Raw genomic sequence first — 19,996 nt, 5'->3', positions numbered from 1 at the left:
GAAAATGCGCGATCGGCGTAGCAGATTTTTGATGTTCCGCACACTTCAGATCGGATTTAAGATTTTTCAGGCCTGTACGGCTGACGTCATTGCTGTAACGCATGGGTCACATAAGGCAAATTCTTCAGCACCGCGTCAGCAATTTAAGGCGCGGTATCTGCTTCGAGTTGTAACAGGAAGGTCATCGCGGCTTCGCGACTGCTGCCGCACATCTCTGCGCTGGGCTGTAAACCCGCACAGACTGCGGGACGCAGCGGAGAACCAAAAATTTTGCAGCGCTGATTGTCATCCAGCTGAACGCAGCGGGTATTCGCCGGTTTGCCCTGGGGCATGCCGGGAATCGGGGAAGAGATTGAGGGGGCTGTGCAACAGGCACCGCACTGGTCACGACAATACATCATGCGCTCCTGAGGATTTCGTCGCGACAATAGCAGGCTGATGACGGGAATGCCATGCGCGGACAACAATTTTACACTGCCTCCCTTGCCTGTTTTTCACGGCGCGAGTAACGTGGCGCGCATTAACCTTTTCACAGCGAGTTATCCCCATGCCAAAGGCAAATGAAATCAAAAAAGGAATGGCTGTTACCTGGAACGGCAAACTGTTGCTGGTAAAGGACATTGATGTCCAGAGCCCAAGCGCACGCGGTGCTGCCACCCTCTATAAGATGCGTTTTACCGACGTGCGCACTGGCCTGAAAGTGGAAGAGCGCTTCAAGGGTGACGATATTATCGATGCCATTCAGCTTAGCCGTCGCGCCGTGACCTTCTCTTATATAGACGGTGACGAGTACGTGTTTATGGATGATGAAGATTACACGCCCTATAGCTTCAAGAAAGATCAGATTGAAGAAGAGCTGTTGTTCATCCCTGAAGGCGGCATTCCTGGCATCCAGGTATTAACCATGGAAGGTCAGGTGCTGGCGCTGGAACTGCCACAGACGGTGGATATGGAAATTGTCGATACTTCACCGGGCATTAAAGGCGCTTCCGCCAGCGCACGCACCAAACCCGCGGGCATGAGCACCGGCTTGTCGATCCAGGTACCGGAATACCTGAGCAATGGCGATCGCATCCGTATTCACGTGGCTGAACGCCGCTATATGAGTCGCGCGGACTAACCGCACGATTTTATCCGGCCGCTGAAGGTTGTTATAGTATAACAACGTCGTGCGCGCCGGGTATGTTGTCCGCGCGCCTGAAAATGGAGCCTGTAATGACGCGCGTTAATGTAATCACCGGATTTCTCGGCAGCGGCAAAACCACGACCCTGCTGCATCTGTTAGCCCACAAACCGGCCAATGAGAATTGGGCGATTCTGGTCAACGAGTTTGGCGAAGTAGGCATCGACGGCGCATTGCTCGCCGATCGGGGTGCCACGCTGAAGGAAATTCCTGGCGGTTGCATGTGTTGTGTGAACGGCCTGCCGCTGCAGGTCGGACTCAATATGCTGTTAAAGCAAAATAAGCCCGATCGTCTGATTATCGAACCCACCGGCCTTGGCCACCCTAAACAACTGCTGGATATGCTGCGCGCCGCTGTGTATCAACCCTGGATTCAGGTTGATGCCACCATCACGCTGCTTGATGCGCGCCAGTTAGCCGACACGCGCGTCGTCGAGAATGAAAACTTCCGCGATCAACTGACCGCCGCCGATATTATCGTCGCCAATAAGAGCGATCGCTGGAGCGAGGAAGATCGTCAGCGCTTGCAGCAGTGGCAACAGGACAACCTGGGCGATCGCCAACTGGTCGAGTCGGCCTGGGGTAAAGTCGACCCCGCCCTGCTCAGCCAGCCCGCGTTGACGGATCGTGCGGTTCCTGAAGCGGCCCATCATCATCATACTTCACGTCCAAAAGGACTGGCAGCACTGAAACTTGAGGGTTCCGCACGTTGGCGCCGTGCATTAAATGAAGGCCAGGGCTATGCTTCCTGTGGCTGGATTTTTGATGGTGATACGGTGTTCGATACCATCCCGGCGCTAGAGTGGGCGCGGCTTGCACCGGTGGATCGCGTCAAAGGTGTACTGCGCACACCAGACGGTCTGGTGAACATTAATCGTCAGGGTGACGACTTCTTTATGGAAACGCGCCCCACCACACCGCCGGACAGCCGTATCGAGTTAATCCACCACCAATCTGTGGACTGGAACGTTTTGCAATCAACCTTGTTGAAGATTCGTTTAAATTAGCTGCGTTAGGTTGCCCCGTTATTTTTCTTTTTGAGTCTATTTTTTATGCGCGCGTCTCGTTTAATCACCATCCTGCTGCTGAATGCATTGGGGATCATGCTGTTCTTCTCGTGGTATCTGCCGCCAGACCATGGTTTCTGGTTTGGTATTGATAAAGCCATCTTCTTTAGCTTTAACGATAAGATGGTGGATCACCACGGTTTCGCTTTGCTGGTGGCGATCACCAATTACCGTGGCTTTGATGCGGTATCGCTGCTGGCGATGGGTCTGCTGTATCTGTGGTTCTGGCGTCGTGAAACGCCACAGGGCCGCCGCCGCATGCTGGCCATTGGTATCACCATGCTGCTCACCGCCGTGGTGCTCAATCAACTAGGTCATTTGATTCCTGTGCAACACGCCAGCCCAACGCTGTTCTTTGACAACGTGCATCGCGTGAGTGAACTGACAGGGATTCCGGCGAAAGATGCCTCCAGCAATAGCTTCCCGGGCGATCACGGCATGATGCTGATTATTTTTGCCTGCTTTATGTGGCGTTATTTCGGCTTCCGCGCCTTCCTGATGGGATTAGTGATTGTGGTGGTGTTTGCCCTGCCGCGCGTGATGGCGGGTTCTCACTGGTTTACGGATATTGCGGTGGGATCGATGTCGGTGATTCTGGTGGGATTGAGCTGGTGCTTATTAACCCCACTCAGTGACAAACTGGTAAATTGGCTCAATCGCACCCTGCCAGGGAAATATAAGCCACGCACATAATTGTTAAGCGCGGATGACATTAAGCAGAAAAGTCGATCATCCGCGCTTATCGAATTCAGAAATACATTATTAGCAGGCTAACGTTTTTCTATTAAAAGAAAACATTATGATGCAAAACGCGTAACAATCGCCTTTTTCCTGGCTTGTCCAGCCAGAAGCCTCTCAAAATCAGCCCTAGCGCCGGAATTAGCCCCTGAAAACCCGCCTTATTGGCTATTAAATCGCTACCAATCGTTGATAAAGTAACCATTGTGTTACGGATTGATTTCACATCAATAAAAGCTATAAAAATTTATATAAAAGCACTCGCCACGCGGTCTGTAATCGGTTAACCTCAAACGCGATTACTTAGAGTGCAGCATAAAATTCGGTGCCTTATGCAACAAAAATGTGTTCATTAACACATTTTAGTAATTAAGGAATTGTCTTAAGCCTTAGCTCTTATTAATCTCAAACCCGTTTTGTCATCTGGCTGGCGACATTGTGTCGTAAGGACTTCAAAGGAACACACGTATAATGGTCAAGTCTCAACCAATACTGAGATACCTCAGGCGGATCCTTCCCGCAGTAGCATTAGCAACACTCTTATCGGCATGTAGTAGTACGCATAACGGTCAGAACGCGAATAACGAGAATCATGAAGTTAACAACCAGAATGGTTTTTTACTTCAAGCGTCTCAGGACGAATTTGAACAAATGGTGCAGAATGTGGACGTTAAGTCCCGCATCATGGAACAGTACAGTGACTGGAAAGGTGTTCGTTATCGCTTAGGCGGCGACACCAAACGCGGCATTGATTGTTCTGCTTTTGTTCAGCGCACCTTTCGCGAGCAGTTCGGTTTAGATTTACCCCGTTCAACGTCAGAACAGCAGGATACGGGCAAAGAGATTTCTCGCGGCAAACTGCGCCCGGGTGATTTAGTCCTGTTCCGTGCCGGTTCTACCGGACGACACGTTGGCATCTATCTGGGTAACGATAACTTCGTTCACGCGTCCACCAGCAGTGGTGTGATGATCTCCAGTTTAAACGATAGTTACTGGAAAACGCGTTACCGTGAAGCCCGCAGGGTTTTAGCTAAAAACCCTAGCTAACGTATCCTTTTGAAGATCCTCTCAGCCAGAGAATCAGAAAACGCTGCCCAGGCAGCGTTTTTTTTCGCCTGCCGTTTCTTAACGCAAATCCGATAGATAAAAAGTAATTGAGAATCAGAAATATAACGAGACTTTTCGCGCGTCCTCGTTATATTCTCGTTTGCTTACTGGCAGCAAATTGTTGCGTCTTCGTCGGCTGAAAAAACCCGTCCTGATGCAATGTTTTACGCCAGACACCAGCGAGCAGTAGTGCACGATTTACATAATAATAATGGCGCCATAAAGGGGAATGCACTCCATGCCACTGTCGGGGACGTTAAAACGTCATGCAACCTATTCGCGCCGTATCGCCTGGAGTAGTGCGATCATCGGCAGTGTGTTCTTTCTGTTGTTTGTCATCGTACTGCTGACGCTCACCTGGCAAAAACGAGTACAACAACATGAACAGTTGCTGATCCATAGCCGCGACGATCTACAACAGGTGATGTCGACCCTGGTGGATACCCTTTATCCATTGCAACAATACACCCAGCTTGAATGCAGTAGCGTCAGCCGCGAACTCACTTCACGTGCCGCCTTTGCCGGCAATATCCGCGCGATTTTGCTGGTACGTAACAGTAATGCCTATTGTTCATCTGCTACCGGCGCCTTTCTGCTGCCTGCGAATGATATTTCGCCACAATCGGAACTGGAGCGCGATCGCGATTTACGCTTACTGGAAGGCACGCCCCTCTTGCCAACCAAACCGGCGCTGGCGTTGTGGATGAAGAATCCAGGCTCAGCTGAGACCGGCATTCTCGCCACCATGAATATCAGCCTGACGCCTTATCAGTTGCTGGCTTCTTATCATCCCGAAATCACCGGTATGGCGTTGGTGATTGGCGATAAAGCCCTGCTGAGTGGCAAGAATCAGGTGGTGAACATCCACGATTTACCACCAGCCTTGAAAGAAATGAGTTTTAAAGATAATGGCATGCGCTTCGTGCTGTACGGTACGACGCTGGCGCAACGCGATTATCATCTGATCCTGCTGACCGGCCTCCTTTCAGCCCTGTTTATAAGTGCGGGTAGCTGGCTGCTGCTGACGCTGTATCAGCGTCCTGGCAAAGAGATTATGCAGGGCATTAAACGTGGTCAGTTTCATGTTGAATATCAGCCCCTGGTCACCGCCCACGATGGGCAACCGTATGGCGTTGAAGCACTACTGCGCTGGACACATCCCACCGAGGGAATGATTCCCCCCGATGCCTTTATTAGCAACGCCGAAGCGCAAAATCTGATTATTCCCCTGACTCAGCATTTGTTTAAGCTGGTGGCACGCGATGCGAAGTTCCTCTGCCAGCAACTGCCGCGCGGCACGCGTATGAGCCTGAACCTTTCCCCTCTGCATCTCGCATCAGAAAGTTTTCGTCAGCATGTGCAGGAGTGGATTGCCGACATGCCAAAAGACCACTTCAACTATGTTTTTGAAATCACCGAACGCACCATGGTGGGCGAAAGAAATGCTGGCGAGATTTTTGCCTGGCTGCATGAGCAGGATATTAAAATTGCCATTGATGACTTCGGCACTGGCCACAGCGCATTGATCTATCTTGAACGCTATCCGTTTGATTACCTCAAAATCGATCGCGGTTTTGTACAGAGTATTGGTACCGAAACGGTGACCTCACCGGTACTGGACGCGGTATTGCTGCTGGCGAAGAAGCTCAATCTCAAAACCGTGGCAGAAGGTGTTGAAACCGGCGATCAGGCAGCGTGGCTGGTGAACCGTGGGGTGACACATCTGCAGGGATATTTATTCAGCCGCCCGCTGCGTCCGGAAAACCTGATTAGTTATTACCAACGTCAGGCAGCACTCGGTTAACGTCACGCTATCGTCACGAAACTGCTACCATTCAGTGCGGATTATTTAAGGAGAGCGCCCCACTTATGCTGCTGCGTCTTGTCACCGCATTGTTGGTTTGTAGCGCCATCGCGCCACTGCATGCGGAAACCATCAATGAGAGTTATGCCTTTGCCAAGCTGGGCGAACCGAAGTATGTGGTGAATTTCACCCATTACGATTACGCAAATCCCGCTGCGCCTAAAGGCGGCAAGATGACCATCGCGGTGGTGGGCACTTACGATAACTTCAATCGCTTTGCTTCACGCGGTAATCCTGGCGTCGGCACCGATACGCTGTATGACGGGCTGTTCACCACCTCCGATGATGAGCCAGGCAGCTACTATCCCTTGATTGCTGAATCCGCCCGCTATCCATCCGACTATCACTGGATGGAAGTGTCCATCAATCCGCATGCGCGTTTTCAGGACGGCAGCCCGATCACCGCGAAAGATGTTGCCTTCACCTTCCAGAAATTTATGACCGAAGGGGTGCCACAATTTCGCGTGGCGTTTCGTGGGGTTGAAGTAAAAGCGCTCAACAATCTCACCGTGCGTATCGACATGCCGAAACCGGACAAGGACATGATCCTGAGCTGGTTAACGCTGCCGGTATTGCCGCAAGCCTTCTGGCAGAATAAAAAATTCAACGAGCCGATCGGCTATCCCCCGCTTTCCAGCGGCCCCTATCGCATCACGTCTTATAAGCCAGGTCAGTTCATTCAATACAGTCGGGTCAAAAACTACTGGGCGGCAAATCTGCCGGTCAATCGGGGACGTTTTAACTTTGATACGCTGCGCTACGATTATTATCTTGACGACAACGTCGCTTTCGAAGCCTTCAAAGCCGGCGCCTCCGATCTGCGCGAAGAGGGGTCGGCGAAGAAGTGGGCCACACAATACCGTGGGCGCAACTTTGATAGCCACGCCATCGTGAAATCGACCACGCCAAATACCGTCTCTACCGATACTCGCTGGCTGGCCTTTAACAATGAAAAACCGCTGTTTGCCGATCGTCGTGTGCGTGAGGCGCTGACGCTGGCATTTGATTTCGAGTGGATGAACAAAGCGCTGTTTTACGGGGCCTACAAACGCACTGACAGCTATTTCCAGAACACCGCTTATGCAGCCAAAGGCTACCCGAAAGCCGACCAGCTCATTCTGCTGGCACCGTATAAAGCACAGTTGCCTGCTGAAGTGTTCAACAACGAATACGCACCGCCGCGTTCAGAAGGTAGCGGCTTCGATCGCGGTAATCTGCTAAAAGCCATGACGCTGCTGAAAGAAGCGGGCTGGCAGATTAAAAATCAGCAGCTGGTGAACGATAAAACCGGTCAGCCCTTCCGCTTTGAACTGCTGATGCGCAGCGGCACGCAGAACGACTGGGCACTGCCGTTCCAGCATAGCTTGCAGCGTCTGGGGATTCAGGTAGAGTTGCGGCAAATTGATAGCTCGCAGTATTTGCGCCGTTTGCGCGAAGGCGATTACGATATGATCCCCTCGCTTTATTACGCAATGCCTTCGCCTTCCACCAGCCTGCGTACCATTTGGCAGTCGCAATACATCGACTCCTCCTGGAACACCCCTCGGGTGAAAGATCCCATCGTGGACCATTTCGTGCAGGAGATTGTCGATCATCAGGGCGATGAAAAAGCGCTGCTGCCGCTGGGTCAGGCGCTGGATCGTATTCTGTTATGGAATGCCTATATGATCCCGATGTGGTACAACGCCGAACAGAGGCTGGCATACTGGGATAAATTTTCCCGCCCTGAAATCAAACCCGCGTATGCAACCGGGTTAGAGAACTGGTGGTATGACGTGAACAAAGCCGCACAATTGCCGGCCGACAGACGCTGAGGAGAGCGGTTTGGGTTCCTATTTCCTGCGCAGGTTGCTGCTGATTATTCCCACACTGTGGGCGATCATCACCCTGAACTTTTTTATCGTGCAGATTGCGCCCGGTGGACCGGTGGATCAGGCGCTGGCGAATGCGCAATTTGGTCATAGCTCCGGTTTTTCCTCGGGTAGTGCTGGAGATGTCGGCGGTCGCGGTGCGCTGGCGCATGATAATCCGGGCGACAGCCAATATCGCGGCGCGCGTGGCCTTGATCCTGAGGTGATCGCCGAGATCAAACACCGCTACGGTTTTGATAAACCGCTGCTGCAGCGCTATGGCGAAATGCTGTGGAACTATATTCGTTTTGATTTTGGCGACAGTTTGTTCCGTAGCGCCTCGGTGCTGCAGCTGATCAAAGAGAGCTTGCCGGTTTCCATCAGCCTGGGCTTGTGGAGTACGTTGATCATTTATCTGGTCTCGATTCCGTTAGGGATTAAAAAGGCAGTGAGCAACGGCAGCGCTTTCGATATCTGGAGCAGTACCTTTATCATCATTGGATACTCCATCCCGGCCTTTCTCTTCGGCATCATGCTGATTGTGCTGTTTGCCGGGGGCAGCTATTTCGACTGGTTCCCGCTACGCGGTCTGACCTCGCCGCAGTTTGATACGCTGCCGTGGTACAGCAGGATTGGCGACTATCTCTGGCACATCACGCTGCCGGTTCTGGCCACGGTGATCGGCGGTTTTGCCACGCTCACTATGCTGACCAAAAACTCATTCCTCGATGAGATCCGCAAACAATATGTGGTCACCGCACGCGCCAAAGGACTGGATGAAAAACGTATTTTATACGGCCACGTGTTTCGCAACGCCATGCTGCTGGTGATAGCCGGTTTCCCTGCCACCTTTATCAGCATGTTCTTTACCAGTTCGGTCTTGATTGAAGTGATGTTCTCCCTCAACGGACTCGGCTTGCTGGGTTACGATGCCACTATTCAGCGCGACTATCCGGTGATGTTTGGCACGCTGTATATCTTTACGCTGATTGGCTTGTTGATGAATATTCTCAGCGATCTGACCTATACGCTGGTCGATCCGCGCATCGATTTTGAGGGGCGCTAATGGGTTTATCGCTAATCAACCAGCAGCGCTGGCAACGCTTTCGCCATAACCGCCGTGGTTACTGGTCGCTGTGGATTTTTTTGCTCATTTTTGTGCTTTCACTCGGTGCGGAGTTACTGGCCAATGACAAGCCACTGCTGGTGCACTACCAGCAGCGCTGGTACATGCCGCTGCTGTTCAATTACAGCGAGAGTGATTTTGGCGGCGACTTTGCCACCCCGGCCGATTACCAGGACCCGTGGCTAAAACAGCGGATCGATCAGCAGGGATGGGCGCTGTGGGCACCGATTCGTTTCAGTGACAGCACCATTAATTTCGCCACGGATGTGCCCTTCCCTTCTCCGCCCTCGAAGCAGAACTGGCTGGGTACTGACGCTAATGGTGGTGATGTACTGGCGCGTTTACTGTACGGCACACGCATCTCGCTGCTGTTTGGTATCTTACTGACGCTGTTCTCCAGCGTGATCGGCATCGTGATCGGCGCCGTGCAGGGCTATTTTGGCGGCCGCGTCGATCTGGTTGGTCAGCGTCTGATTGAAGTGTGGTCTGGTATGCCGTCGCTGTTTTTATTGATTCTGCTCTCCAGTGTGATTCAACCCGGCTTCTGGTGGCTATTGCTGGTCACCGTGGTGTTTGGCTGGATGAGCCTGGTGAGCGTAGTGCGGGCCGAGTTTCTGCGCACGCGTAACTTTGATTATGTGCGTGCGGCGCGCGCGCTCGGCGTGAGTGACGGACGCATTATGCTGCGTCACATGCTGCCGAACGCCATGGTGGCCACGCTGACCTTCCTGCCCTTTATTTTATGCGGTTCGATTACCACCCTGACCTCACTGGATTTCCTTGGCTTCGGCCTGCCGGTGGGTTCTCCTTCGCTGGGTGAACTGCTGTTACAGGGCAAAAACAACTTACAGGCGCCGTGGCTGGGACTTTCCGGCTTCTTCGCCCTCGCGCTGATCCTCTCGCTGTTGATCTTTATCGGTGAAGCGGTACGTGATGCTTTTGATCCAAGTCGGGGGGTGAAATGAGCCTGTTAAGCGTCAATCATCTCGCCGTGGCCTTCAATCAGCGCCGCGTGTTGGAAGATATCTCTCTGCAGATTGAGGCCGGTGAAACCCTGGCGCTGGTCGGTGAATCCGGTTCAGGAAAAAGCGTCACCGCGCTCTCGATTATGCGCCTGCTGCCGCAACCACCTGTGACCTATCCGCAAGGTGAGATCCTATTCAATGGCCAAAGCATCTTGCAGGCCAGCGAACGCGAGATGCGCGGCCTGCGCGGCAACCAGATGGCGATGATTTTCCAGGAACCGATGGTGTCGCTCAACCCGCTGCACAACGTTGAGAAGCAGCTGTATGAAGTGCTGTCTCTGCATCGCGGGATGCGCAAAGAAGCGGCGCGCGGCGAAATTCTTAGCTGTCTCGATCGCGTTGGCATCCGCAATGCAGCATCACGCCTCGGCGATTTCCCGCATCAGCTGTCCGGCGGAGAGCGTCAGCGCGTGATGATTGCCATGGCGTTACTGACGCAACCAAAACTGCTGATTGCCGATGAGCCCACCACCGCGCTGGATGTCACGGTACAGGCACAGATTCTGCGCTTGCTGCGTGAACTGCAGCGTGAACTGAATATGGGCATGCTATTCATCACCCACAACCTCAATATCGTCCGCCAGCTGGCGCATCGCGTTACGGTGATGCGCAATGGTCAGGAAGTGGAACACAACCTTTGCAAGCCACTGTTTAGCCAGCCACAGCATCCCTATACACGCGAATTACTCGCCGCAGAGCCGGATGGCCAACCGGTGCCGCTTATCGATACCCAACCGCTGCTGCAGGTCAAAAACCTGCACGTGGGCTTTCCGATTAAACGCGGATTGTTCAAACGCAGCGTGGCGGAAAAAACCGTGCTCAGCGATCTCAACTTCACACTGCGCCGGGGTGAAAGCCTTGGTTTGGTGGGGGAATCCGGTTCAGGCAAAAGCACCACCGGATTGGCGCTGCTGCGTTTGATTGCCGCGCGCGGTGAGATTTGGTTTGACGGTCAGCCGCTGCATAGCCTATCGCGTAAACAGCTTTTGCCGCTGCGTCCGCATATTCAGGTGGTGTTTCAGGATCCCAACTCATCACTCAATCCGCGCATGACGGTACAGCAGGTGATTGCAGAAGGGCTGGCAGTACATCGCCCTGAATTAAGTGCCGCCGAGCAGGAAGCGAAAGTGATCGCCGTGATGCAGGAAGTGGGGCTGGATGCGGAAAGCCGTTCACGCTACCCCGCAGAGTTTTCCGGTGGTCAACGTCAGCGCATCGCTATTGCCAGAGCGCTGATTCTGGAGCCGCAATTAATCGTGCTGGATGAACCGACCTCTTCGCTGGATCGCTCAGTGCAGAAGCAAATTCTCACCCTGCTGCGCCGTTTACAGCAGCAGCACCAGTTAGCGTATCTGTTTATTAGCCATGATTTGCAGGTGGTGCGCGCACTCTGCCATCAGCTAATTGTGCTGCGCCAGGGTGAAGTGGTGGAACAGGGAGAATGCGAAGCGTTGTTTAACGCACCGGCCAGCGATTATACGCGTCAGCTTTTAGCCTCCGCGCAGGGCGAATCGTTAACTCAGTGACCTTCAAAGGTTTCCGCGATGGCAACGCCCTGATTTTTCAGGCAGCAGTTGGTAGTGCTTTCGTCGCCACGCTGAATCAGTAAACAGGGCTGCCCTTCACACAGGGCAATTTTGCATTCGACCTGAATCTGCGCCAGCGTCTCTTGCAGCTGGTGCAGAATTTCCAGCGCCGGATGGCCATCGTGGCTTAACAGACGCAATGCGACGAGATCTTCATCGTGCACACCGTTGACCGCTTCCTGACGTTCAATTTCACCGACATGGTCGGCTGACCAACGATAATGTTGCGGTAAGCGATGCATAACCGAAAGTTGCAGCATAATTACAGTCCCCAGAGACGTTAACGCTTATTCACGACGACGGCGATTACGCAGTGAATCCCTACCTGGTAAACTCAGAATACGGACGTCAAGGTTTGCCTTCTCGTTTTAAACACAAAGCATGTAGCAAAGTTATTATTTGCGAGCTTTCTCGCATTTATGCCTATGTGTACCTTGTTCGGCGGCAGTTAACAATCATTTTAGACGCAATATAGTTACTTTTTTACACCTAAATTTTCACATTATGGAAACATTAAGCATAACGAATATGTGGGGATTCGCGAGTGAACGTGAAGAATTGATCGCATACTGCAAGAGAGAATGTGATAACGGCGCGGTTTTTTATTCGCGATTTCAATGGCTCTAAAAACCAGTGAACTCCGCGATCAACCGCGCCGTGAGAGGAAAGAGCAGATTTACGCGTGGCGTGGACGTGCGGCGTAGCTAAACAGCACAATGGATACGGTTGCGCACAGGGCAATGGTCGCCACCATCGGCCAGGCGCTGTTAATACTCACCAGTGACAGCAATGCCCCCACCAGCGCACCCACGCCAAAGCGCAAAGTACCGGCCAGTGACGATGCGGTGCCCGCCATATGCGGAAACTCATCGAGAATCACCGCCATCGCGTTCGAAGAAACCGTCGAGACGCAGCCGATAAACATCGCCACGCCAAACACCAGCGACAGGAAACCTAAATCCAGCGCGCTGGCAATCAGCAGCCAGATGCCCATCGCAAACTGTATGATCAGTCCGATACGGAACATCGCCAAAGGCCCGAAGCGGCGTACCGCGCGGCTGTTGATCAGCGTCATGACAAACAGGAACACCACGTTAAGGCCAAAGTAGTAGCCAAAGTTTTGCGGTGAAACGTGATTCACTTCGATGTAAACAAAAGGCCCGGCGTTGAGGAAGGTAAACAATCCCGCAAAGGAGAAGCCGCTTGCCAGCATGTAGCTGAACGCACGTTTATGGCGCACCAGCGCGACGAAGTTACTCAGCGTGGTTCGCAAATGGAAGCGCTGCCGCTGTTCAGGCTTGAGCGTCTCGCGGATCTGCGTCACCACCAGTACGGTAGTGATCAATGCGGCCACAGCCAGCGTCCAGAATATCGCGTGCCAGTTCCACAGCAGTAACAGCCAACCGCCGATAATGGGTGCCAGTAACGGTGCAATGGTGGTGACCAGCATGACAAACGACATCATGCGCGAGAAATCCTCTTTCGAGTAACTGTCTCGCATCAGCGCGTTAATCACCACGCTGGCCGCTGCCGCCGACAAGCCGTGCAGGAAGCGCATAAAGATCAGTTGATCAATGGACTGCGACAAGGCACATGCCGCCGCGGCGCAGGCAAAGATCAGCGTGCCCAGCACAATCACCGGTTTACGTCCGTAGCTGTCCGCCAGCGGGCCATACACCAACTGCCCGATAGCAAAGCCCAGGATGTACAGGTTCAGCGTCATCTGCACGCTGCCTGCCGAAACGGCAAATTCGCGTGCGATTTGCGGCATAGCCGGCAAATACATATCAATGGAGAGCGGCATCAGCATCGCCAGCAATCCCAGAATCACGACCAACCCTACCGGTGAATTCTTTTCCTTACGCACCGCTTTCTCCCGCTATTTGCGTTTTTTCAGCTCTTCTGGCAGGCCGATGCTGTCGACCTCTTCTTCCGTGAGTTCACGGTATTCACCTTCAGCCAGGTCGTCATCCAGCACGATCTCGCCAATGCTTTCGCGATGCAGCGCGGACACATGATTACCCATCGCGGCAAACATGCGTTTGACCTGATGATAGCGGCCTTCCGTGATGGTTAAACGAGCGGCTTTTTCATCGAGGATTTCCAGCACCGCCGGTTTGGTCAGTTCTTTCTCATTGTGCAGTTGAATCCCCGTCGCAAACTTCTCCACCAACGCAGGGTCAATCGGTTCTTCTACCTCAACCAGATAGGTTTTTTCGAGGTGATGGCGCGGAGAGGTAATACGGTGTGACCATTGACCATCGTCCGTCAGCAGCACCAAACCGGTGGTATCGATATCCAGACGGCCCGCCGCATGCAGCTTAAAGGCAGCCGGTTCTTCCATGAAAAACAATACGGTAGGATGATCGGGATCGTCAGTGGAGCAGACATAGCCCTGCGGCTTATTCAGCATGAAGTAGCGTGGACCGGTTTGCACCACCAGTGGGTTGCCGTCGTATTCGATTTCGTCGTCTGGCAACACTTTGTAGCCCGCGTCGCGAACCACTTCGCCGTTAATGGTGACTTTCCTGGCGCGGATTTCGCGGCCAGCGATAGCACGGCTGACTTCCAGCTGCTGAGATATGAATTTTTCGAGTCGCATGAATTCGCTTTTGCCTGTTACTACGGAGGGAACTGAAACGGCGTTTTTAAACCGTTAAAAAAGTGTGGGCAGTATAGCTTGATCCTTCGCCTGCTAACAGTACCGCGCCTGCGTTTCAGCTGTTTTCATGGCATAATGCGTGCCCGTTTGAAAAAAAAGTTTGCTCAGATGTCCTTCACCCTGCGCCCGTACCAGCAAGAGGCGGTTGACGCCACACTCCAGCATTTTCGCCGCCACGATACGCCCGCCGTGATTGTGCTGCCGACGGGTGCCGGTAAAAGTCTGGTGATCGCTGAACTGGCGCGCATTGCCCGAGGCCGCGTGCTGGTGCTGGCGCATGTGAAAGAGCTGGTCGAGCAGAACCACAGCAAATATCAGGCGTATGGTCTGGAAGCCGATATTTTTGCCGCCGGTTTGCAGCGCAAACAAAGCGAAAGCAAAGTGGTATTTGGCAGCGTGCAATCCGTGGCGCGCAATCTGGATCGCTTCAACAGCGCCTTTTCTCTGGTGATCGTCGATGAGTGCCACCGCATCAGCGACAACGAAGAGAGTCAGTATCAGCAGCTGTTCGCCCATCTGCGGCAGCATAATCCGCAACTGCGTCTGCTGGGGCTCACCGCGACGCCCTTTCGCCTCGGTAAAGGCTGGATTTATCAGTTTCACTATCACGGCATGGTGCGCGGCGATCAGCACGCGCTATTCCGTGATTGCATCTATGAATTACCACTGCGCTATATGATCAAACACGGCTTCCTTGTGCCGCCCGAACGGCTGGACATGCCGGTGGTGCAGTACGATTTCAGCCGCCTGATCCCGCAAAATAACGGTTTATTTAGCGAAGCCGATCTCAATCGTGAACTGAAGCAGCAGAATCGCGTGACGCCGCACATCATCAGACAGATCGTCGAGTTCGCGGAGGATCGTCGTGGCGTGATGGTATTCGCCGCCACGGTAGAACATGCGCGTGAGGTTTTATCTCTGTTGCCCGAGAACAGCGCGTTGGTATCTGCGGAAACAGTGGTGAAAGAACGCGACCGTTTGATCAGCGAATTTAAAGCGCAGCAGTTAAAGTTTTTAGTGAACGTCGCGGTACTGACCACCGGCTTTGACGCGCCACACGTCGATCTCATCGCCATTCTTCGCCCTACTGAATCTGTCAGCCTGTATCAGCAAATCGTCGGGCGAGGCCTGCGTTTGTCGCCGGGCAAAACCGACTGCCTGATCCTCGATTATGCTGGCAATCCGCACGATCTCTTTACCCCTGAAGTCGGCACGCCAAAAGGCGCCAGTGACAATCAGCCGGTGCAAGTGTTCTGCCCAGCCTGTGGTTTCGCCAATACCTTCTGGGGAAAAACCACCGAAGATGGCCATATCATTGAACATTTTGGCCGTCGCTGTCAGGGCGTGATGGAGGATGATGAGGGCAATCGTGAACAGTGCGACTATCGCTTCCGCTTTAAAAGTTGTCCCGACTGCGGTGCAGAAAACGATATTGCGGCCCGCCGCTGTCATCAGTGCGATCGTATTATGGTCGACCCTGATGATATGTTGAAAGCCGCGTTAAAGCTCAAAGATGCACGCGTGCTGCGCTGCGGCGGCATGACGCTGGAGCAAGGGCGCGACGAGAAAGGCGAATGGCTGAAAGCGACCTACTTTGATGAAGATGGCACCAGCGTCAGTGAGCGTTTTCGTTTGCAAACGCCTGCACAACGCAAAGCCTTTGAGCAGCTGTTTATGCGCCCACACCAGCGCGCACCCGGCGTGGAACTCGGTTGGCAAACTGCTGCGGATGTTATTGCATTGCAGCCACTGCTGCGCCATCCCGATTTTGTGGTGGCACGCGCGAAAGGTCATTTCTGGCAAATTCGCGAGAAGATGTTCGATTATCAGGGACGTTATCGACGCGCGAATGAGCTGCGTTAAACGACGGAATCATTTGCCCGCGTCTTCTATTGCGGCTATAATGCCGCCCGCTTTTGCATCCGTAAAAGCATATGAATAACCGTCTGTTGCTGGGTCGCCTGTAGCAGAAATGATTGAAGAGAAATCAAATGACCACTTTCAACGCTGAAGTACGTAAAGAGCAGGGTAAGGGTGCGAGCCGCCGTCTGCGTGTAGCAAATAAATTCCCAGCCATCATCTATGGCGGAAACGAAGCGCCAGTTGCTATCGAACTGGACCACGACGTTGTAATGAACCTGCAGGCTAAGCCTGAGTTCTACACCGACGTGCTGACCATCGTTGTTGATGGTAAAGAAGTTAAAGTTAAGGCTCAGGCGGTGCAACGTCACCCGTTCAAGCCAAAACTGCACCACATCGACTTCGTTCGCGCTTAATCGCCAACGAGTTGAAAAGAGAACGCCGCTTACGCGGCGTTTTTTTTGCCTGTAAATCAGTTGCCGCCGGTTCGACGCTGTAACTGATCGCGCAGATTAGGCGGTGTGCCTTTGATGGTCAGGGTATCGGTCGCGGGATCCCAAAAAATGCGCTCGCCCAGTAGCATGGCATCAAAATTCAGCGTCAGGCCGCCACCGCTGCCAGCAAACTTGGTCAACTGGCGCAATGTGCTACGGTCAGCCGGGAAGTGCTCTTCCAACTCATAACCCTGCTCCTGGGTAAAGGCCTGGAAGGTTTTCTCTCCCAGCGGCGGCAGTTCACTGGAAAGATCTTCCAGCGCAATCTCCTCACCCGCCTGCAGTTGGTCGTTGCAGTAGCTGTAAACCTGCTGACGATAGTTCTGGCGCTCGTTCTTATCGAGATTCGATTCCGCGCAGTAATCATCTACCGCCTGCAGCAACCCCCGGTTCTGTGCTTTGGTATCGAGGCCAACGCTGGCACCGAGGAAATCCATAAAGAAATCGGCCACTTTGCGCCCGACGCGTCCACGCAGGAAGGTCAGATAACGGGTGGATTCCGGATTGGTTTCCCATTCAGTAAGATCGATACGCGCCACAATATCCGCATGATTAATATCGAGATAATGGGTGCTGCTGATATCCAGCTGCTCATTGACGCGCATGCTCGACTGGCTGCTCAGCATCGCCACCAGCAAATACTCCACCGCCAGATAGCGATAGTGCAGGAACAGCACCACGCCACTTTCCGCAAATGGATATTTACCCAGCTCATCACGCAGACGGCCGGTCGCCGCACGACTGAAAGCCAGAAAGTCATCTTGCCCTTTGCGGCAGTTACGTAGCGCATCGGCCAGTTCGCTCTCTTCATTGAACAAACCGTAAGCCTTACTTTTGGCGCTGTACACCCGATGCAACTCTTCCGCCATCTCTTCTACCGCACGGGTAGTCGGCAGTAATGTGTCACGCAGGACCAGCTCAAGCTGATTTTCATCACGTTTAACTAACTGATGCAGGGCAATCTGGTCGATATCCAGACTCATGGTAGACTCTCCTTTGGGCTCAGGCGCGTATTCAAACACCGCCCGCCGCTGCTTTCAACTCCACGCACAAACTGATCGCTCTGCTTGCGATATAATTGCGGAAAAAAGCGCGTTGTTACGGTAATATACCGCCTTTTCACACTTGATTAGTCGACGATATGCCACAATCATCCCGTTATAGCGACGAGCGCGTAGAGAAGCTTCTCGCGCAGATGGCGCAGATTCTTGAAAAAGACAAAGCGCCAACCGACCTTTCCCTGATGGTGTTAGGGAACATGGTAACCAATTTGATTAACACCAGTGTCTCGCCGGCCCAGCGCCGCAGCCTGGCAAAATCTTTCGCGGAAGCGTTGCAGTCTTCCGTTCGCGATGACAACGCCCACTAAATTGCAGATCTGACCTCATAAATATGGTAACCAACCGGCAGCGCTACCGCGAAAAAGTCTCCCAGATGATCAGCTGGGGGCACTGGTTTGCCCTGTTTAACATCATCTTCGCGCTGATTTTAGGCAGCCGCTACCTGTTGGTCGCCGACTGGCCCGCCTCGCTTGCGGGCCGTATTTATGCCTATACCAGCTGGATTGGCCACTTTAGCTTTATTGTGTTTGCCGGTTATCTGCTGATTATCTTCCCACTCACCTTTGTGGTGATGTCACAGCGATTGCTTAGGGTGCTGTCGGCGATTATCGCCACTGCCGGGCTGACGCTGATTATGGTCGATAGCGCGGTATTCAACCGCTTCCACCTCCATCTGAATCCGGTGGTGTGGGAGTTGGTCATCAACCCCGACCAAAGCGAGATGGCGCGTGACTGGCAGCTGATGTTTATTAGCGTACCAGTCATCTTCCTCGTGGAGATGTTGTTTGCCACCTGGAGCTGGCAGAAGCTGCGCAGCCTGAATCGACGCTCATTTGGTAAGCCGCTGGCCGCGCTGTTTATCTGTGCTTTCTTTGCCAGCCATCTGTTGTATATCTGGGCCGATGCCAATTTCTATCGCCCGATTACCATGCAGCGCGCCAATCTGCCGCTCTCCTATCCGATGACCGCGCGACGTTTTCTTGAACGTCATGGCTTGCTGGATGCGCAGGAGTATCAGCGTCGTCTGGTGCAACAGGGTGATCCTGAGGCGCTGTCAGTGCAGTATCCGCTGAGTGATATCACCTTCCGCGATGGCGGCACGCGGCACAACCTGCTGCTGCTGACCGTTGATGGTTTGAGTCATGACAATCTGGATAAGGCACTGCCATCGCTGAATCAGTTTGCCAGTGACAACGTACGTTTTACCCAACACTACAGTGCCGGGATTGCGCCGGAAAAAGGCATGTTCGGTCTGTTCTACGGCATCTCCTCCAGCTATATGGATGGCGTACTTGCTGCGCGCATGCCTTCGGCATTACTTGGTGCGCTGAATTCGCAGGGGTATCAGTTTGGTCTGTTCTCCTCCGACGGCTTCAGCCAGCCCTTGTATCGCCAGGCGCTGTTAGCGGATTACAGCCTGCCAGAGGCGGAGGCTCAGCCAAACAGCACGACGGTGAACCAATGGCAAAACTGGCTCAATGGCCAGAAAGCCGAGGGTGCGCCCTGGTTCTCCTGGATTTCACTTGATGGCGTCAACGTGACTGGCGAAAGCATTAAAGCGCGTCAGCGCAGCTATTTGCGCCAGGCTAACAGCGTTGATGAGCAAATTGCGGCCGTGCTACAGACGTTGCAGCAACGCGATTTGCTCAAAAATACCGTGGTGGTGATTACCGCCCAGCGTGCGGTTACGCCGGATAATGATGATAATCCGGGCAACCGTGCAATGTTACGGGTGCCTCTGGTGGTGCACTGGCCGAATACGCCGGCGCAGACCATCGATCGTCTGACCGATCAGCAGGATGTGATGACGACGTTGATGCAACGTCTGCTGCACGTGCGCACCAATCCGGCCAACTATTCACAGGGTGAAGACCTGTTTGCTGCTCAGCGCAGCCACAACTGGGTCGCCAGTAGTGAAGAGGGCAAACTGGTGGTGACTACGCCAACCGTGACGCTGGTGCTGAATAACAATGGCAGTTACAGCGCCTACGATGCTCAGGGTAACAAACTGAAGGATCATAAACCGCAGCTGGCATTACTGCTTCAGGTATTGACGGAAGAGAAGCGCTTTACCGCAAACTGATTAATTATGAGGCAGTTAAAACCTGCGCATATTGCAATCGTGAGCGGAACCAGTAGACTACTTCTCCACGTTCGGCACGTAGCGCAGCCTGGTAGCGCACGGTCATGGGGTGTCCGGGGTCGGAGGTTCAAATCCTCTCGTGCCGACCAAAATCCTATAAAAAAGCAGCCCTTAAGGCTTAATGCCGATCAGTTAAGGATCAGTTGAACGATCCAGTGGCTGTGTAAGAATCCGGAAACGCTTCGTTTCCGGATTTTTTTATGCAGCTCAGTCAGGCCCTTGATATCGTC

Annotated in this window: 18 protein-coding genes and 1 tRNA gene; 14 read left to right on the top strand and 5 right to left on the bottom strand. The window is 53.2% G+C overall.

All coding sequences use genetic code 11. From position 1 onward, the window contains the following. Positions 1–143 precede the first annotated feature (143 nt). On the bottom strand, positions 144–398 hold the full coding sequence (locus WFP70_RS00095; protein ID WP_097116606.1) for a YkgJ family cysteine cluster protein: 255 nt from the start codon (positions 396–398) through the stop codon (positions 144–146). Positions 399–547: 149 nt separating this feature from the next. On the opposite strand from WFP70_RS00095, the gene yeiP reads away from it, so the two are divergent. The 9 genes from yeiP (at position 548) to yejF (ending at position 11,486) form a co-directional block, all read left to right on the top strand. Then, the gene (gene yeiP / locus WFP70_RS00090; RefSeq protein ID WP_034824964.1) at positions 548–1,120 is read left to right on the top strand and encodes an elongation factor P-like protein YeiP; all 573 of its coding nucleotides are present in this window, start codon (positions 548–550) and stop codon (positions 1,118–1,120) included. Positions 1,121–1,215: 95 nt separating this feature from the next. Further along, positions 1,216–2,190, top strand: a complete 975-nt coding sequence (locus WFP70_RS00085; protein WP_097116605.1) for a CobW family GTP-binding protein — start codon at positions 1,216–1,218, stop codon at positions 2,188–2,190. Between the two features lie 45 nt (positions 2,191–2,235). Beyond that, positions 2,236–2,943 (top strand): phosphatase PAP2 family protein, encoded by a 708-nt coding sequence (locus tag WFP70_RS00080; RefSeq protein WP_337022290.1) that lies wholly within the window; start codon positions 2,236–2,238, stop codon positions 2,941–2,943. Between the two features lie 516 nt (positions 2,944–3,459). Next, positions 3,460–4,035: a bifunctional murein DD-endopeptidase/murein LD-carboxypeptidase gene (mepS, locus tag WFP70_RS00075; RefSeq protein ID WP_034824970.1), complete on the top strand. Its 576-nt coding sequence runs from the start codon at positions 3,460–3,462 to the stop codon at positions 4,033–4,035. A 298-nt stretch (positions 4,036–4,333) separates the two neighbouring features. After that, positions 4,334–5,899, top strand: coding sequence for a cyclic di-GMP phosphodiesterase (locus WFP70_RS00070; protein WP_337022289.1), 1,566 nt, complete (start codon positions 4,334–4,336; stop codon positions 5,897–5,899). 65 nt (positions 5,900–5,964) lie between these two features. Next, complete coding sequence (locus WFP70_RS00065; RefSeq protein WP_337022288.1) at positions 5,965–7,773, top strand: extracellular solute-binding protein; 1,809 nt, start codon at positions 5,965–5,967, stop codon at positions 7,771–7,773. A 10-nt stretch (positions 7,774–7,783) separates the two neighbouring features. Beyond that, a complete protein-coding gene (locus WFP70_RS00060) occupies positions 7,784–8,875 on the top strand; it encodes a microcin C ABC transporter permease YejB (RefSeq protein ID WP_337022287.1) in 1,092 nt (363 codons plus the stop codon). Continuing rightward, positions 8,875–9,900, top strand: a complete 1,026-nt coding sequence (locus WFP70_RS00055; protein WP_166936103.1) for an ABC transporter permease — start codon at positions 8,875–8,877, stop codon at positions 9,898–9,900. Before WFP70_RS00060 ends, WFP70_RS00055 begins: the two co-directional genes overlap by 1 nt. Further along, entirely contained in the window at positions 9,897–11,486 is a 1,590-nt protein-coding gene (gene yejF, locus WFP70_RS00050; RefSeq protein ID WP_337022286.1) for a microcin C ABC transporter ATP-binding protein YejF, read from the top strand. Before WFP70_RS00055 ends, yejF begins: the two co-directional genes overlap by 4 nt. Here yejF and WFP70_RS00045 read toward each other — a convergent pair. From WFP70_RS00045 to rsuA, 3 genes are all read right to left on the bottom strand, one after another. Then, positions 11,480–11,806, bottom strand: a complete 327-nt coding sequence (locus WFP70_RS00045) for a hypothetical protein (RefSeq protein ID WP_034824977.1) — start codon at positions 11,804–11,806, stop codon at positions 11,480–11,482. The two genes, yejF and WFP70_RS00045, sit on opposite strands and share 7 nt — an antisense overlap. Before the next feature lie 416 nt (positions 11,807–12,222). Beyond that, positions 12,223–13,413 carry a Bcr/CflA family multidrug efflux MFS transporter gene (locus WFP70_RS00040; RefSeq protein ID WP_034824979.1) on the bottom strand — a complete coding sequence of 397 codons (1,191 nt, stop codon included), beginning with the start codon at positions 13,411–13,413 and terminating at the stop codon, positions 12,223–12,225. Between the two features lie 12 nt (positions 13,414–13,425). Beyond that, the gene (gene rsuA, locus WFP70_RS00035; protein ID WP_058961320.1) at positions 13,426–14,148 is read right to left on the bottom strand and encodes a 16S rRNA pseudouridine(516) synthase RsuA; all 723 of its coding nucleotides are present in this window, start codon (positions 14,146–14,148) and stop codon (positions 13,426–13,428) included. 168 nt (positions 14,149–14,316) lie between these two features. Here rsuA and WFP70_RS00030 point away from each other — a divergent pair, with 168 nt between their 5' ends. Continuing rightward, the gene (locus WFP70_RS00030) at positions 14,317–16,071 is read left to right on the top strand and encodes a DEAD/DEAH box helicase (protein ID WP_337022285.1); all 1,755 of its coding nucleotides are present in this window, start codon (positions 14,317–14,319) and stop codon (positions 16,069–16,071) included. 128 nt (positions 16,072–16,199) lie between these two features. Then, positions 16,200–16,484, top strand: coding sequence for a 50S ribosomal protein L25 (gene rplY, locus WFP70_RS00025; RefSeq protein ID WP_034824983.1), 285 nt, complete (start codon positions 16,200–16,202; stop codon positions 16,482–16,484). 56 nt (positions 16,485–16,540) lie between these two features. Here rplY and yejK read toward each other — a convergent pair whose 3' ends face one another. Further along, positions 16,541–17,545 carry a nucleoid-associated protein YejK gene (yejK, locus tag WFP70_RS00020; protein WP_167140348.1) on the bottom strand — a complete coding sequence of 335 codons (1,005 nt, stop codon included), beginning with the start codon at positions 17,543–17,545 and terminating at the stop codon, positions 16,541–16,543. Between the two features lie 158 nt (positions 17,546–17,703). Between yejK and WFP70_RS00015 the strand changes: the two genes are divergently transcribed. The 3 genes from WFP70_RS00015 (at position 17,704) to WFP70_RS00005 (ending at position 19,855) form a co-directional block, all read left to right on the top strand. After that, positions 17,704–17,931, top strand: a complete 228-nt coding sequence (locus tag WFP70_RS00015) for a YejL family protein (protein ID WP_034824987.1) — start codon at positions 17,704–17,706, stop codon at positions 17,929–17,931. Positions 17,932–17,954: 23 nt separating this feature from the next. Beyond that, on the top strand, positions 17,955–19,706 hold the full coding sequence (gene yejM / locus WFP70_RS00010; RefSeq protein ID WP_337022284.1) for an LPS biosynthesis-modulating metalloenzyme YejM: 1,752 nt from the start codon (positions 17,955–17,957) through the stop codon (positions 19,704–19,706). 72 nt (positions 19,707–19,778) lie between these two features. Beyond that, positions 19,779–19,855, top strand: a tRNA-Pro gene (locus tag WFP70_RS00005). Positions 19,856–19,996: the final 141 nt, after the last annotated feature.

This window comes from Pantoea sp. USMM079 (assembly GCF_037153115.1).
Taxonomy (GTDB): domain Bacteria; phylum Pseudomonadota; class Gammaproteobacteria; order Enterobacterales; family Enterobacteriaceae; genus Pantoea; species Pantoea communis.
The sequence above is the reverse complement of the archived record's forward strand: the minus strand, read 5'-3'. Positions and strand labels throughout refer to the sequence as shown.

Coding starts and splice junctions, on each gene's coding strand:
- WFP70_RS00095 (WP_097116606.1), bottom strand. CDS start 398: ATGTATTGTCGTGACCAGTGCGGTGCCTGTTGCACAGCCCCCTCAATC.
- yeiP (WP_034824964.1), top strand. CDS start 548: ATGCCAAAGGCAAATGAAATCAAAAAAGGAATGGCTGTTACCTGGAAC.
- WFP70_RS00085 (WP_097116605.1), top strand. CDS start 1,216: ATGACGCGCGTTAATGTAATCACCGGATTTCTCGGCAGCGGCAAAACC.
- WFP70_RS00080 (WP_337022290.1), top strand. CDS start 2,236: ATGCGCGCGTCTCGTTTAATCACCATCCTGCTGCTGAATGCATTGGGG.
- mepS (WP_034824970.1), top strand. CDS start 3,460: ATGGTCAAGTCTCAACCAATACTGAGATACCTCAGGCGGATCCTTCCC.
- WFP70_RS00070 (WP_337022289.1), top strand. CDS start 4,334: ATGCCACTGTCGGGGACGTTAAAACGTCATGCAACCTATTCGCGCCGT.
- WFP70_RS00065 (WP_337022288.1), top strand. CDS start 5,965: ATGCTGCTGCGTCTTGTCACCGCATTGTTGGTTTGTAGCGCCATCGCG.
- WFP70_RS00055 (WP_166936103.1), top strand. CDS start 8,875: ATGGGTTTATCGCTAATCAACCAGCAGCGCTGGCAACGCTTTCGCCAT.
- yejF (WP_337022286.1), top strand. CDS start 9,897: ATGAGCCTGTTAAGCGTCAATCATCTCGCCGTGGCCTTCAATCAGCGC.
- WFP70_RS00045 (WP_034824977.1), bottom strand. CDS start 11,806: ATGCTGCAACTTTCGGTTATGCATCGCTTACCGCAACATTATCGTTGG.
- rsuA (WP_058961320.1), bottom strand. CDS start 14,148: ATGCGACTCGAAAAATTCATATCTCAGCAGCTGGAAGTCAGCCGTGCT.
- WFP70_RS00030 (WP_337022285.1), top strand. CDS start 14,317: ATGTCCTTCACCCTGCGCCCGTACCAGCAAGAGGCGGTTGACGCCACA.
- rplY (WP_034824983.1), top strand. CDS start 16,200: ATGACCACTTTCAACGCTGAAGTACGTAAAGAGCAGGGTAAGGGTGCG.
- yejK (WP_167140348.1), bottom strand. CDS start 17,545: ATGAGTCTGGATATCGACCAGATTGCCCTGCATCAGTTAGTTAAACGT.
- WFP70_RS00015 (WP_034824987.1), top strand. CDS start 17,704: ATGCCACAATCATCCCGTTATAGCGACGAGCGCGTAGAGAAGCTTCTC.
- yejM (WP_337022284.1), top strand. CDS start 17,955: ATGGTAACCAACCGGCAGCGCTACCGCGAAAAAGTCTCCCAGATGATC.